This window comes from Legionella erythra (assembly GCF_001467615.1).
Lineage (GTDB): Bacteria > Pseudomonadota > Gammaproteobacteria > Legionellales > Legionellaceae > Legionella_C > Legionella_C erythra.
Genome location: NZ_LNYA01000023.1, coordinates 168,634 through 183,852, shown reverse-complemented (window position 1 = coordinate 183,852; position 15,219 = coordinate 168,634). Strand labels below are relative to the sequence as shown.

The window sequence follows — 15,219 nt, the reverse complement described above, 5'->3', positions numbered from 1 at the left end:
CATGAATTTCCTTGTTTAATTGCGTAATGGTTTGCCGGTTTCTAACAGATGGGCAATTCTCGCCTGAGTCAGCGGCGTCGCGGCCAGCGTTAAGAAGGCTTCTCTTTCCCGATTGAGAAGCCAGGTTTCATCAACCAGCGTTCCTTCGTCAACATCACCGCCACAGATAACATGAGCTAATTGATTTGCCAGGAAGTAATCATGCTGAGAAATAAAACCGCCTTCCAGCCAGTTGACCAACCCAACCTGCAAACGCGCATGGCCCTCGCGGCCAGCCACCTTGATTAATGGTCTAATTGGTGGTTGATAATTCAGGGCCTGCATTTCATTAATTTTGGCCAAGGCGGCATACAATACTTCATTTTGGTGCATGACCCAGCCGTCCTGAGCGTTCAAATAGCCGCGTTGCAGAGCCTCAGGCGCAGAGCCAGCAACAAAAGCCGTTGCAATTTGCTGGAAGTAAGGCTGGATAAATAACAACAAATCCGCATCGCCCGCCTGTTTTGCCGCACGCAGGGCCATTTCTTTACATCCGCCGCCGGCAGGAATTAACCCCACACCAACTTCCACCAGGCCAGGATAGGATTCAAATGCGGCAATAACGGCATCGCACTGCATCATGAGTTCACAGCCCCCACCCAATGCCCGTCCTCTTAATGCGGCAATCATCGGTATACTGCTATATTTTAATTGCATGGCAGTTTGCTGGAATTGATAAACCATTTTATCCAGTGCATCCAGACGGTTGGTTTGAATCAAGTTAGCTACACCGCGCAGATCAGCACCAGAACTGAAATTATTAACGTCATTCTGATAAATAATTAAACCGCGGCATTGTTGCTCTGCCCGGATAATGGCTTCCTGCAATCCATCCAAAACCTCCTGACCGATGGTATTGGCTTTACTTTTAAATGACAGCATGGCGACATCTTCTTTGAAATGCACCAGGGTGACGCCGCTATTTTCATAAATGACGGGCAGCGTCTCCTGTGATTTTTCAAAAATGACGGTATCCTGAAAAAACTGACGTTTGTAAACCGGTAAAGGGCTTGGCTTCTTATATTGGCCTGACTGGGGTGAAAAAGCACCTGCGGGCGTATAGAATTGCGTCTCTTCATTTAACCAGCGCGGTAATGCGGCTGTGCTGAGTGATTGCTGCGAACGGATGCCCTCTTGAATAAAGGACAACATCTCAGCCACACCAGCGCCCTGCCAGGTTTCGAATGGGCCAAATTGCCAGCCAAATCCCCAACGAATCGCTAAATCCACCTCACGGGCAGTTTCTGCAATCTCGGCCAGATGATAAGCACAATAATGAAACAAGTCACGGAAACAGGCGCTAAGAAATTGAGCCTGTTTATCATCAGAACGGATTAATGCCGTCATACGCTGCCTAGTATCTGCGGTTTTCATAATGGTTTTGACTTCATCGCTGACTTCTCCACCAGCTACACGATAAGTATTACTGTTCAGATCATAAACCTCTATGGTTTTACCATTTTTACGGTAAATACCCTGACCGGTTTTTTGCCCGAGATGACCTTCTTTTATAAGCTGGGTTAACCAGGCTGGCAATTTAAAGCAGGCATGCCAGGGGTCATTACCCAGTTGTTCGTTCATGGTCCGCACGACATGCTCCATGGTATCCAGGCCGACTACATCCATTGTTCTGAATGTTGCCGATTTGGGTCTGCCGACCAGCGGGCCGGTTAATGCATCGACTTCATCAAGTCCTATCCCCATAGCCTCAGCATGGTGGAGGGTAGCCAGCAAGGAAAATACGCCAATTCGGTTCGCGATAAAATTTGGCGTGTCTTTGGCAATGACGACGCCTTTACCCAATTTGCTGGTCAACCAGGTTTCAAGATCATTTAATAACTGCGGACGGGTTGCAGACGCGGGAATGAGTTCAGCCAAATGCATGTAGCGCGGCGGATTGAAAAAATGAACGCCGCAGAAATTGTGGCGATAATTTTCCGGCAACACATCAGCCAGAGCATTGATGCTCAAGCCTGAAGTATTACTCACCAGAATAGTGTCTTCTCTTAAAAAGGGCGTAATCCGTTTGTATAAATCTGCTTTCCAATCCATGCGTTCGGCGATAGCTTCAATGATCAAGTCGCATTCACTTAAATCAGCCAGGTTTTCTTCATAATTTTTTGCCTGAAGCAAGGCAGCCGTTTGCGGTGTAGCCAGTGGGGTTGGTTTAAGCTTGGCAAGATTCGCAATGGCTTTGTCCACAATGCTGTTTTTGCCGCCTTCTTTGGGCGCCAAATCAAACAACAGGGTTTGTATACCGGCATTCACGCAGTGAGCCGCAATTTGCGCTCCCATAACGCCTGCACCCAAAACAGCTATTTTTTTAATAAAAAAATGTCCCTGCATGATTCCTATCCTCATGTGTAGGTTTATGGATTAGAGACGCACCGGCAAATCCTGCCGGTGCTATTGACCCTTAAGAGTCTAAGACAGATTAAATCGTATCCCTTGGGCCAAGGGTAAATCATCCCCCCAGTTGATGGTGTTGGTCTGACGACGCATGTAGGCCTTCCAGGAATCGGAACCCGACTCACGTCCGCCGCCTGTTTCTTTTTCGCCGCCAAACGCCCCGCCAATTTCCGCACCGGACGTACCAATATTGATATTGGCAATCCCGCAGTCGCTGCCTCTGGCGCTTAAAAAACGTTCGGCATTTTTGAGGTTCTGAGTAAAGATAGCAGAAGAAAGCCCCTGCGGTACACCATTTTGAAGGGCGATGGCCTCATCCAGTGTTGAAAACGGCATGACATAGAGGATGGGTGCGAAGGTTTCTTCCTGGACGATATCCCAGTCATTTTTAACGTCTGTTACCAGCGTAGGTTGCACAAAATAACCCGCTTTATTCAACACCTCACCGCCAAATACAATTTGGCCTTCTGCCTGTTTAATGCGGGAAACTGCAGACTTAAATTGATTGACCGCCTGCTCATCAATCAGGGGACCCATGAGGTTTTTGCTGTCTAAAGGATCGCCAATGGTGATTTGCTCATAAGCATGTTGCAGCCGCTTTACTACATCTTTATAAAGATCTTGATGAACAAACAAACGTCGTGTTGTGGTGCAACGTTGCCCTGCCGTACCCACCGCCCCGAAAACAATACCGGGAATAGCCAGATTAAGATCAGCCGACTCGTCCAAAATAATGGCATTGTTACCACCCAGTTCGAGAATGGTTTTTCCTAATCGGGCAGCGACCTTGGCAGCCACCTGTTTGCCTACTGCGGTGGAGCCGGTAAATGAAATCAACGGAATACGCGCGTCATCAACCAGTCGTTCCGTTACCTCATGTGAGTCAGGAATGACCAGTGAAAAAATTTCAGGGCAATGGTTAGCCTGCAATACTTTATTGCAAATATGCTGCACTGCAATTGCGCATAAAGGCGTTTTAGCAGAAGGTTTCCATATTGTGATGTTGCCGCAGATAGCCGCAATAAACGCGTTCCAGGACCACACCGCAACCGGGAAATTAAACGCGGAAATAACACCAACTATCCCGTAAGGATGCCACTGCTCATACATGCGATGGTTGGGGCGCTCTGAGTGCATGGTATTCCCATACAGCATACGGGATTGACCCACAGCAAAATCAGCGATATCAATCATTTCCTGAACTTCGCCATCGCCTTCCTGCTTTGATTTACCCATTTCAAGCGATACCAGACTTCCGAGCCAGTCCTTGTGTTCACGAAGCGCCTCGCCCATTTGTCGAATAATCTCACCGCGCTTGGGTGCTGGCACCTGACTCCAGGCTAAAGCGGCCTTTTCGGCGCGCGCCATCACGGTTTCATAATCAGCCAGGCTGCAAGTCGCCACGTCAGCCAGCTTTTCACCGGTTGCGGGGCAATAGGAAGCCAGGCGGCCTCCCTGTATCTCACTTTTCCAACCCTGGCCGCTGAACGCACCCGGGTTGATGGCGGCAATGCTCAGTTTATTTAATAAATCCATAGCATTCTCCTAGGCGTAATAATGACCAAAACGATTGGCGAGGACATCCGACAACAGGAAGTTTTCCTGCAGGATTAAACCACGGTATTCATTTTCCTGCCCCAGAACCAAATCAACGACAGCGCAAACACCCGAGGCGGTGCTGACCTGAATAGCAGACCATTCCAGTCCGCAAATCGTCGCCGGATAGACTTTTCTAACGTAGCTTTTCTCTGACAGTTCACCGTGTTTGATGCCTTCAACCGATACATACACAATCACGATGTCCTGATAGGTTTTAGGAATGGCGCGCTCTAAAATACGCTTTAAGGTATCACGGTCTTCATTTAATTTTAGATCATTCATCAGCAGGCGCATTTTTTCGCAATGGCCAGGGTAGCGCATGGTTTTGTAATTCAGGGTCTGAATTTTACCCTCGTACAATTCAGCCAGACTCCCCAACCCGCCAGAGGTGTTAAAGGCTTCGTATTCACACCCATCAATCTGGATGGACTCCAAGCCTTCCAATGGCCGCATGATTGCGGGCTTGCCATTTTCAATACCGTAACAGAGGTTACCGTATTCATTAATTACACCATCGGTAGACCAGGTCAGTGAATAATGCAGCGCATTATTAGCTCGCTGTGGTAAAGCACCGACACGAAGTTCAGCATGCAGGCATTCATCAAACTCTTTCATGAGGCTGTTGGCTGCGATACTGATAAAACCGGGCGCCAGGCCGCACTGAGGCACAAAGGCCGTGTCTGCGCCCTCAGCAATCTTCTTCACGGCATCAGTGACCGACGTATCTTCAGTTAAATCAAAATAATGCGCTTTAGCCGCTTTGGCTACTTTAGCAACATGGGTGTTGAGGAAATAAGGCAGACTTGAAATAACCGCAACAATGTTATTGGTTTGAAGATAAGTCAGGATTGAGTGCTCGTCTTTCACATCCATCGCGACTGTTTTGATTTGCGGCATGGTTTGCAGCAACCGGCTGACGTCCGTTCCGGAAAATTCCAAATCAGCGATATGAACCTGATAATCGCCGCTTTCCGCTAACAAACAGGCAATCAGGCTGCCAATTTTACCCGCTCCGGTAATCATAACGTTGTACATACATTCCCTCTCCATTGTAAAACGAGCCGTCATCGTACACTAAATAGGCACGCACTTGAATACTGAATTGATCTTCTTGAATTATTTGTAAAATTCTTGACCTTTTCGAGGGAGTGATTTATTGTTGCAATCATTTCTATTCTTTTTAACTAATGGAAGTCAGCACCCCAATTGAACAATTTGAATCCTTTTCTGTAAAAAGAAAGGCTGTTCCTGTCTTTTTACGATTCTTTTTGTTTGGTTTATTGCTTCCCTTGAGTTTTGCACCTTTCCATCTACCCGGCATGGCCATCCTGTCGCTGGGACTCTTTTATTATCAGTTAAGCGTTTCCCCCAAGTCCCCTTTCCTTCATGGATTAATGTATGGATTTGGCTTTTTCGGATTAGGTGTTTCCTGGATTTTTGTGAGCATTCATGAGTACGGCCATCTCAATGATTTGCTGTCAGCGTTCATTACCTGCCTGTTCATAGTTTACCTGTCCCTGTTCCCAGCCTTGATGGCATACTTGTTCAGCCGGTTAAAGATTCAGCCTTTTACCTTGCTTTCTGCGCTTGCCTTCAGTGCCCTTTGGATCCTGAGTGAATACCTCCGAGCCACATTTCTGACTGGATTTCCCTGGCTTTTGCTTGGTTTCGGCCAGTTTGATGCCCCCATTAAATCCCTGCTTCCTGTCATCGGGGTTTACGGTACGGGTCTTTTAACCTGCTTTGGTGCTGCGCTGTTATCTCTCAGTGTTCGGGCACAGGGGGGGAAGCGTTTAAAACATCTTGCTGTCTTCACATTAATTATGCTCATACCTTTTGCATTCAAGCACAGACAATGGAGTGAATCCCATGCGTCGCCGGTCAGCGTTGGCGTGATCCAGGCGAATCTGTCCATGCGCGACAAATGGGATGAGGCTTTATTCTGGCAATTACTGCAGGGGTATCAGGAAGAAACAGAAAAGCTGCTCGGTACTCAATTGATTCTTATGCCGGAATCCGCTATTCCCCTGCCGCCGAGCTATGTCAGTGATTTTCTCTATCAATTGCAGCAGCGGGCCAAACGTGCAGGCAGCGCCATCCTGCTCGGAATCCCCCAACCGGTATCTCCAGGCGACGAGCGGTATTTTAATTCGCTCATGACTTTGGGCAAAGCCAAAGGCAGCTACCAGAAACAGCATCTCGTTCCCTTCGGCGAATACATGCCCCGGTTTTTTATTGCCTTAAGCGACTGGCTGGGTATACCCGATGCGAATCTGCAGGCCGGAAAAAAAGATCAAACGCTCGTGCGTGTTCAGAAGCATGCCATTGCCAGCCTTATCTGTTATGAATTGGCTTATGGCGACCTGCTGCGCCGACAGTTACCCGCCGCCGAGTGGATAGTCTCTATCAGTGATGATGGCTGGTTTGGCCGCTCCCTTGCCATGTACCAGCAACAGCAAATGGCTCAGGTACGGTCACTGCAGGTATCCCGGTATCAGGTTGTAGCCAACAACGATGGGCTGTCATCTGTTATTAACCACCAGGGGGATATCGTCGCCTCCCTGCCGGCATTCAGTTCGGGCCTGCTTCGTGCCTCTCTTTACCCGATGACAGGCAGCACACCCTGGATACATTGGGGTGATATGCCCATTTTATTATTTTGCGCCTTGACTTACCTGTTCTGCCTGGCTCAAAAGCAATTAAAAAACAAAGACTCGGCAGAAGCTATTGCTGGCGAGGTCAAGAGGCGTTATCCTTACCAGCCTGTCTGAAATATAACGTTTAACTATGGATATTAGCTATAAACCGCGAGATGTTGAAGAGCAAGCCCAACAATATTGGCTTAAAAAACAATCGTTTAATGTCACTGAAGATTTAAACAGAGAAAAATTTTATTGCTTATCCATGTTCCCTTACCCCAGTGGAACACTTCACATGGGGCATGTGCGCAATTACACACTGGGTGATGTGATTGCCCGCTACCAGCGCGCGCTGGGTAAAAATGTTTTGCAGCCCATTGGTTGGGATGCATTCGGTTTACCGGCTGAAAACGCTGCCATCAAGCACGGTATTCATCCCGCGGAATGGACCCGAAAAAACATCGCCTCCATGAAAGAACAGTTCATGCGTCTTGGCAACGCCTATGACTGGAAACGGGAAATTGCGACTTGCGATGCTGATTATTACCGTTGGGAACAATGGTTTTTCATTAAACTGTATGAAAAAGGTCTGGTTTATAAAAAGAATGCCCTGGTTAACTGGGATCCTGTAGATCAAACCGTTCTCGCTAATGAGCAGGTTGTCGACGGCCGCGGCTGGCGCTCAGGAGCACTGGTTGAACGCCGGGAAATATCCCAGTGGTTTATAAAAATCACCGCTTATGCGGATGAACTGCTTCATGATTTGGACACACTCGATGAGTGGCCTTCCCAGGTCAAGCAGATGCAGCGTAACTGGATAGGCCGTTCCGAGGGCTGTGAAATTGCCTTTAAAGTAGACGGCTACCCGAAAAAGCTTAAAATTTATACCACACGCCCCGATACGCTCATGGGTGTGACTTACCTCGCCGTCGCACCAGACCATCCTCTGGCTAAAGAAGCCGCAAAAACAGATACGTCGATCCAGACATTTGTTGAAAGTTGCCAGGGTGTTCGTATGGCTGAGGCCGATCTGGCCACCATGGAAAAAAGAGGAATAGCCACCTCATTTAAAGCCATTCATCCAATTACCGGTGCCGAAGTTCCTGTGTGGATAGCCAACTTTGTCCTGATGCAATATGGTTCCGGAGCAGTCATGGCTGTGCCTGCACATGATCAGCGCGATTGGGAGTTTGCCCAGAAATATAGCTTGCCGTTGAAAGAAGTCATCAAACCGGTTGAAGGCTCCCATGACTACAGCCAATCCGCTTTTACCGGCGAAGGGGAACTCATTCATTCCGAACCGTTTAACGGGCTTTCCTCCATTCAGGCGATAAAAACCATCTCAGCTTACATTGAAGAGCATGAATTGGGCAAAATCACCGTGAATTACCGTCTTCGTGACTGGGGTGTTTCAAGGCAACGCTACTGGGGAACGCCAATTCCCATGATTCATTGTGAAGAATGCGGTATTGTCCCTGTCCCAGAGGACCAATTACCCGTCCAACTTCCTGAAAACATTGAATTCTCAGGCAACGGCTCGCCCTTGGCGCAGTGCAGCGAGTTCGTGCACACACAATGCCCCAAGTGCGGTCAGGACGCAACGCGCGAAACCGATACATTTGACACCTTCGTGGAGTCGTCCTGGTACTATGCACGCTTTGCCTGCAAAGGACAGGACAATGCCATGCTTGACGATCGCGCCAAATACTGGACACCGGTGGATCAATACATCGGCGGCATTGAACATGCGGTGATGCATTTACTTTATGCCCGTTTTTTCCACAAATTGATGCGGGATGAGGGACTGCTCAATTCCGATGAGCCCTTCAAAGCACTGCTGACTCAAGGGATGGTGCTTAAGGACGGCCATAAAATGTCCAAGTCCCTGGGCAATATTGTTGATCCAAACCACCTGATTGATACCTATGGCGCCGACACGGCCCGATTGTTCGTTATGTTTGCAGCGCCACCTGAGCAATCGCTGGAATGGTCGGATACGGCCGTTGAAGGAGCGCATCGTTTCATCAAGCGCGTTTGGGCCTTTGCTTTTCAACATCAGGACATCATCAAAGAGGCCAACAATGCCATTTCTGACGGCAATGGCCACGTTGATTGGCAGCAATCGGAAAGCCGTCTTAAAAAATCACGGATGATGGTCAATCAAATCCTGGCGCAGGCCAGCAATGATTATGAAAAACACCAGTTCAATACAGTGGTTTCAGGCTGCATGAAATTATTCAATGAGATATCCGCCTATACCATCGAAACGGAAAACGATAAATATTTTATTCATGCGGCCATGAGTATTTTATTGCGTCTATTAGCGCCGATCACACCGCATATTTGTCACCATGTATGGCAGCAACTCGGCTATGACCGTGTAATCATTGACGCACCATGGCCAAAGGTGGATAAAAGTGCGCTGAAAAGCGACGAACTGGATTTTGTTGTTCAGGTTAACGGCAAGTTGCGTGCGCAATTCAGTGCGGATAGTGACAGTGATGAGGAAACACTGATTCAGTTAGCTAAAGAGCATGCCCATGCCTTTATTGAGAACAAAGCCATCAAAAAGGCCATTGTGGTCACGCATCGTCAATTAATTAACCTGGTTGTCGGTTGATGCGAGGTCGCATTGCTCTCCTGGGCCTGGTGAGCCTGCTCACCGCCTGCGGCTTTAAACTGCGCGGGGTAGCAGAAATGCCACGCTGGCTTAACCATGTCGCGGTGATCATTCAGGATGCTCATCGCGATTTAGGCCCCCTGCTGAAAGAACAACTTGAGGCTTACAACATTGTTGTTGTCCCAAACCCTGCCGAAGCCCAATACCTGCTTCTTGTTGAACGGGATCAGAACCAACAGCAATTGACCAGCGTCAGTGCCAGTACAAGCCCCCGTCAATATCAACTGTTATACACCGTCCGTTTTTCTTTGGTTAAAAATAAAGGGCCTGTACTGATTCCACCAACCCAAGTTGGGGTATCTCGGCAATTAACCGTGAATAATGATAGAATTTTAGGTTCCGATTTTGAAGAATCAACTCTGTATAACGAAATGCGCCGTGACGCCGTTATGCAAATCCTTATTCGCTTGAATCGCAAGGCGTAATAGATAAATAACATGTTAATAAAGCATCAGGATATCCACTTTCAAGTCAATACCCCGTTGCCTGCCGTTTTTGTGTTGATGGGGCAGGACATGTTTCTTATCGACCAAGCGGCCACAACCTTAAAACAAACCTGGCAATCGCTGCATCATCAACGCAGTGATATCAAGATTATGGATATCGAGGCATCGAGTGATTGGTTGAGACTCATGGATGAGGTCAATAACTACTCCCTGTTTGCTGATGCCACCCTGATTGATGGGCGCTACGCAAAGAAATCCTTAGACAGTGAAGGCAAGGCATTTTTTGAATCCTACTTAACTCGGATTAACCCGGACTGTTTACTCCTTTTACGTGCCCCTGAGCTAACGCAAAAATCAATGCAATTTCTGATCAATCATCCCCAGGTGACGCTGGTGCAAACTAGAACCCCGGATAAAGCAACCGTGCAGCGCTGGGTAAAAGAACAGTTTGCCCGTCATGCCATTCGCTACCAGGCCGCTGTTCTACCGTTAATTGATCAGTATACCCGTGGGAATCTAGCCGCCTGCGCTCAATTGTTGGAAAAAATCAAACTCACGCACGTGCTTGAACAGGAGTTAACGGTTGATTTGTTGAAGCAATACCTGTTTGACCAGGCCCAGTACCAACTGTTTGAATTGAGCGATGCCTGCCTGCAAGGCGACACCGCTCAGGCATTGCTCATACTGCGGCATGCTGTCGAAAACCGAGTGGAATTAACCTTGATCCTATGGGTTCTGGCTCAAGAAATACGGCTTTTGCTGCAACTTCAGCTCAGCCATCAACGGCAACTTAATTTTTCCACGACCCTGAGTCAGTTGAAAATATGGCCGCAACGCGGCAGGCTTTACCAAGGCGCATTAAAAAGGCATAGCGAGGAGGGATTATCCAGCTTGCTGGCTTTTTGCGGCAAACTGGATACGCTCATCAAAACAAGCCAGACCCCGCAGCTTTATCGCCATTTCGAGTTGCTGATTTTAAGTTTCTGCTTGGGTAAACAGGTTATTTTATCTTGAAAAATCTCATCATTTATGGCGGTACCTTCGATCCTGTCCACCAGGGGCATATCAAAACAGCCTTGGCTGTGCAGACACATTTTCATTTTGACTGCTTTTATTTTCTCCCCTGCAGGATTCCCTTGTTAAAGGATGATGCGCATGCCTCCGGAGAGCACCGCATTGCCATGTTAAGGCTTGCCCTTGCAGAATTACCCTCTAATTTGAATTTTCAAATCGATTGCACTGAAATCGAGCGTGAATCGCCTTCTTACATGGTTACCACCCTGGAACAATTGCGGCAAAAACTGGGCCGTGAGTTGCCTATCACCCTGCTTCTGGGTCAAGACACCTTTCATCAACTCCCAGCCTGGCATCAGTGGGAAAAACTGCTGGATCTCTGCAATCTCCTCATCATCAGGCGCCCCTCTGCCCCGAGTCAATTGTCAAACGCGCTGCAATCCTTGTTGCGGCATCATGAGAGCAAAGAGAGTGGCTTGCTTTTGACTAAAAAGGCGGGGGTTATTCAACCATTTGATGCAGGACAATACGCCATCTCCTCAACTCAAATTCGTATGCAGTTGCGCCAGGGTGATAAAATCAGCAGCGACATCCTGCCTGCCTCCGTCATGGCTTACATCGATATGCAGGGTTTGTACCGTCTCACTAGCCGTTAGGGTTTCGTTCAGGCTTCATCAAGATTGGTAAATTCCAGTTCCTGGGATGCGTTAGCAACCAGTTTCTGAGTGTCCATCAGTTGAACTTTCTTGATGAAATCAGGCAGCATGGTATAAAGCCATTGCACAATTGGATTAAATTTGGCATAGAGACGGGAGTTTTTTGAGTACTCTTCATGGGGCATGGACGTCATTTGAATAACAAGCATAATCAGCGACACGATAAAGACGCCACGAACAAAGCCAAAGGCCATGCCCAACAATCGATCGGTACCACTCAATCCAGTGCGTTTGAGAACAAAACTTAAAATGGCATTGACAATCGCCCCAATCAGCAAGGTTGCTAATAAGATCAGGACAAAGCCAGCCCCTTTACGTGCCGTGGGATCTTGCATGTAAGGCTGAAACCAGGGCCCAACCACATCGGTGTAGGTATAAGCAAGCCAAAGAGCTAAAATCCAGACAACCAAAGCGATTAATTCTTTGATAAACCCACGAAACAAGCCCGTAATAACCGAAAGCCCGATAATTGAAAGTATGACTAAATCAACCCAATACCATTGCATGCCTAGCTAACCTTTGTCGTCACAATGAAGCCATTTAACTGGATGGCGCTGGCCAATTGTTGCTGTAATTTCTGAGCTTGCTGCCGTTCTTTCAGGTTGCCAACAATCACCTTATAAACAGTGCCTTTGTTGTCGACCACTTTATTAAAGCGAGCCTGATACCCTTTACTTTTTAGACGGGCGATTAACGCCATGGCGTTACGTTGCTGGGAAAAAGTCGCCAGTTGGACGGCATACCCGTAACGCGTTGCCGCATTTGCTGTTGTAAGCGTTCTTTTAGCGACGGGCTCTGCTTTTTTCACGGCAATCTGAAGCGCTGCTGGTTTGGATACCGGTTTAGCCATAACACGCTTTTTAGCCTGGGCGATACGCGCCGGCTGAGTCTGCGCTTTAACTGCTTTGGCTATCTCGGGCTTTGCATTAGCAATGGCAATGGCCGGGGCATTTTTCGTCGATTCTTCCTCAGCAATAATTGCAGGGCCTTTGTTCATTTGGCTTAACGGCTCCGCCTTGGCCAGCGTCGATTCGGGCTTTGCTTCTTCATCAATCGGGGGAATGTCGACATGGGCGACCTTCACCGTTTTAAACATTTCTTTTTCATCTGGCATGGACACTTTAGGTAATGCCGGTTTTGGTGGCAATTTAACTGACATGCTTACATTATCATCAAATCGCTGGCTGGACTTTTTCATGATGGCCGGCATAAAAATAGCCACAACTGACAAAATGACGGCAATACCGACCAGACGATGCTTGACGCGCTCATCCATAATAAATTTCATATTAAACCCCTTCGCTCAAGTTTTCACTTTTTACCGTCGGTAATACAGCACACACCGTAAAAAATGAACCATAAACTAAAATCAAATCACCGGCAGAAGCCGTTTGACAAGCCGCCTCGTAAGCAGCCAATGGGCTATTATGACACAAAAAGCCGTCAATGCCATTGTTTGCAAATGCCTGGCTTAGTTGTTCAGAAGTCGCAGCCCGCTTGCCTGCCAGCAAGGCGGGATACCAACAATCAACCACATTCTTTAATGGAGCAATGATTCCGCCCAGATCTTTATCGCCAAGGGCCGAAAAGACCGCATGCAGGCGTCGGCCTGAATAATGTTGCCTTAAATGGTCTGCAAGATAAGCTGCGGCCTGTGGATTATGAGACACATCGAATAAGACCGTATGATCCCGGGTTTCAATGGCCTGTTGACGACCCTGTAGCGTCAAGCCGCTTAATCCCTGAGCAATCCCAGCTGGCGTCACCGGTAAACTGTCATTTAAATAGCGGGAAGCCATCATGGCAGCAGCGAGCGCATTCCCGTGCAGATACGGCTGTTGGCAGCTCAGTGTTCCGCGGCTGTCTGTAAAGACTAATTGCTGTTGCTCAAGCTGGTAACGATACTGCTGTCCATTGACCGAGCAGGGGCAGCTGAGCGCCTGGGCCGCATGCAGGATACTCGACGGCGGCGAGGTATCCGCATAGATAAAGGGCTTGCCTTCGCGTAATATCCCGGCTTTTTCGGCGCCTATCTTTTCCAGGGTGTCCCCCAGGTAATCCTGATGATCATAGTCAATGGTCGTAATAATGGCTAAATCAGTATCTATTATATTGGTTGCGTCGAGCCGCCCGCCTATCCCCACCTCCAGGATGATAAGGTCCAGAGGATACTGACGAAACAGGTAGAGCGCTGCAAGTGTCGCCATTTCAAAATAAGTCAGAAGGGTATCGCCGCGCCCTTCTTCAATCACCGAAAAAGCTTGAGCCAATGCCTCATCAGCCACCGGTTGCCCATTAATTCTTATTCGTTCATTAAATTGCAGCACATGCGGGGAGGTATATGCCCCGGTAGAGTACCCGCCGGCCTGATAAAGCGCCTCCAACGCAGCAACAGTCGACCCCTTGCCATTTGTTCCAGCCACGGTAATGATTTTGGGCTGGGGCATAAGCAGATCGAATCGACCAGCAACATGTCTAATGCGGTCCAATCCCAGCTGGATTTCATTTTTATGCCGGGTTTCAAGAATAGCCAGCCATTGTGCGAGTGACCAGCTGCGATAATCAGTGGCGTACGTCACGATGAGATAACTTGGCTATCAGTTCCGCAACAGTCGGACGCAGAAACTTGCGTTCAACTATCATATCGATGTGGCCATGCTCCAGCAGGAACTCACTGCGTTGAAAGCCCTCAGGCAGGGTTTGGCGTACGGTTTGTTCAATAACCCGGGGGCCTGCGAAACCAATTAAGGCATTGGGTTCTGCCAGAATGAGATCGCCTAAACTCGCAAAGCTTGCTGAAACCCCGCCCATGGTAGGATCTGTCAATACCACAATAAAGGGTAACCGGGTTTCTGAAAAGCGAGCTAATGCGGCGGATGTTTTTGCCATCTGCATCAATGAAAAGAGCCCTTCCTGCATTCGGGCGCCGCCACTGGCCGTAAAGCAGATGTAAGGGCGTTTTTCTGCCGTGGCGATATTGACGGCTCTGACAAATTTTTCTCCAACAGTGGCACCCATGGAGCCACCCATAAAATTAAATTCAAAGGCGCTGACTACGACGGGCTGCTGCAGGAGATTACCTTTAGCGACAATCAGGGCTTCTTTTTCACCGGTTGCTTTTTGCGCCTGAGTTATTCTGTCTTTGTATTTTTTAGAGTCTTTGAATTTAAGGCGATCGATAGGTTCCAAATGGGCGGCAATTTCTTCCTGGCTTCCTTCATCCAGGAACTGGGCTAGCCGTTCACGGGCGGTTAAGCGGTGATGATGATTGCAACTGGCACAAACAGACAGGTTTTTTTCAAGTTCGGAGCGATACAGGACCGAATTACAGCCCTGGCATTTAACCCATAGCCCTTCTGGCACCCCTTTTTTCTGGGATGTTTCGGTTCTGATTTTTGAAGGGAGTAATTTTTTAAGCCAACTCATAAATAAGAATCCGTCATGATCTTAAACGGCACATAGTATAACCTGAAAATTGCCTGAGAGCTTGCTTTTCTTCAAGAAAATGAAGAATTCTTTCCGCGCAAGTGCTTGAGGCAATAGAACAAAAATCCCCCTTTTTCAAGAAAAACCATTTAAGCACTAAAGTTCCCTTTTTTTATTCCGATAACAAGTGTGGGTACGGTGAATAACAATAATAACAGGATTCACCGAGAACAAAGCAGATCCCATATCCA

12 protein-coding genes are annotated in these 15,219 nt (G+C 48.0%); 5 read left to right on the top strand and 7 right to left on the bottom strand.

Annotated features, from left to right (window positions below; translation table 11 throughout):
- Positions 1-15: 15 nt before the first annotated feature.
- From Lery_RS05725 to Lery_RS05715, 3 genes are all read right to left on the bottom strand, one after another.
- The gene (locus tag Lery_RS05725; RefSeq protein ID WP_058526296.1) at positions 16-2,385 is read right to left on the bottom strand and encodes a 3-hydroxyacyl-CoA dehydrogenase/enoyl-CoA hydratase family protein; all 2,370 of its coding nucleotides are present in this window, start codon (positions 2,383-2,385) and stop codon (positions 16-18) included.
- A gap of 78 nt (positions 2,386-2,463) precedes the next feature.
- Entirely contained in the window at positions 2,464-3,984 is a 1,521-nt protein-coding gene (amaB, locus tag Lery_RS05720) for an L-piperidine-6-carboxylate dehydrogenase (protein WP_058526295.1), read from the bottom strand.
- Positions 3,985-3,993: 9 nt separating this feature from the next.
- Positions 3,994-5,082, bottom strand: a complete 1,089-nt coding sequence (locus tag Lery_RS05715) for a saccharopine dehydrogenase family protein (protein ID WP_058526294.1) — start codon at positions 5,080-5,082, stop codon at positions 3,994-3,996.
- Positions 5,083-5,234: 152 nt separating this feature from the next.
- Here Lery_RS05715 and lnt point away from each other — a divergent pair, with 152 nt between their 5' ends.
- The 5 genes from lnt to nadD are packed head-to-tail and all read left to right on the top strand — an operon-like array spanning position 5,235 to position 11,482.
- The gene (lnt, locus tag Lery_RS14950; protein ID WP_082657134.1) at positions 5,235-6,818 is read left to right on the top strand and encodes an apolipoprotein N-acyltransferase; all 1,584 of its coding nucleotides are present in this window, start codon (positions 5,235-5,237) and stop codon (positions 6,816-6,818) included.
- A gap of 16 nt (positions 6,819-6,834) precedes the next feature.
- Entirely contained in the window at positions 6,835-9,306 is a 2,472-nt protein-coding gene (gene leuS, locus Lery_RS05705) for a leucine--tRNA ligase (RefSeq protein ID WP_058526293.1), read from the top strand.
- Positions 9,306-9,791 (top strand): LPS-assembly lipoprotein LptE, encoded by a 486-nt coding sequence (locus Lery_RS05700; RefSeq protein WP_058526292.1) that lies wholly within the window; start codon positions 9,306-9,308, stop codon positions 9,789-9,791. The genes leuS and Lery_RS05700 overlap by 1 nt, the downstream gene beginning before the upstream one ends.
- A 12-nt stretch (positions 9,792-9,803) precedes the next feature.
- On the top strand, positions 9,804-10,826 hold the full coding sequence (gene holA / locus Lery_RS05695) for a DNA polymerase III subunit delta (RefSeq protein ID WP_058526291.1): 1,023 nt from the start codon (positions 9,804-9,806) through the stop codon (positions 10,824-10,826).
- Positions 10,823-11,482, top strand: a complete 660-nt coding sequence (gene nadD, locus Lery_RS05690; RefSeq protein WP_058526290.1) for a nicotinate-nucleotide adenylyltransferase — start codon at positions 10,823-10,825, stop codon at positions 11,480-11,482. The genes holA and nadD overlap by 4 nt, the downstream gene beginning before the upstream one ends.
- A gap of 8 nt (positions 11,483-11,490) precedes the next feature.
- On the opposite strand, the gene Lery_RS05685 is transcribed toward nadD, so the two are convergent.
- Genes Lery_RS05685 through accD form a run of 4 tightly spaced genes read right to left on the bottom strand, consistent with a single transcriptional unit; the run spans position 11,491 to position 14,968 of the window.
- Positions 11,491-12,048 carry a CvpA family protein gene (locus tag Lery_RS05685; RefSeq protein WP_058526289.1) on the bottom strand — a complete coding sequence of 186 codons (558 nt, stop codon included), beginning with the start codon at positions 12,046-12,048 and terminating at the stop codon, positions 11,491-11,493.
- A gap of 2 nt (positions 12,049-12,050) precedes the next feature.
- Positions 12,051-12,830, bottom strand: coding sequence for an SPOR domain-containing protein (locus tag Lery_RS05680; RefSeq protein ID WP_058526288.1), 780 nt, complete (start codon positions 12,828-12,830; stop codon positions 12,051-12,053).
- Position 12,831: 1 nt separating this feature from the next.
- Complete coding sequence (folC, locus tag Lery_RS05675; protein ID WP_058526287.1) at positions 12,832-14,121, bottom strand: bifunctional tetrahydrofolate synthase/dihydrofolate synthase; 1,290 nt, start codon at positions 14,119-14,121, stop codon at positions 12,832-12,834.
- On the bottom strand, positions 14,105-14,968 hold the full coding sequence (gene accD, locus Lery_RS05670) for an acetyl-CoA carboxylase, carboxyltransferase subunit beta (protein WP_058526286.1): 864 nt from the start codon (positions 14,966-14,968) through the stop codon (positions 14,105-14,107). Before accD ends, folC begins: the two co-directional genes overlap by 17 nt.
- Between the last annotated feature and the right edge of the window lie 251 nt (positions 14,969-15,219).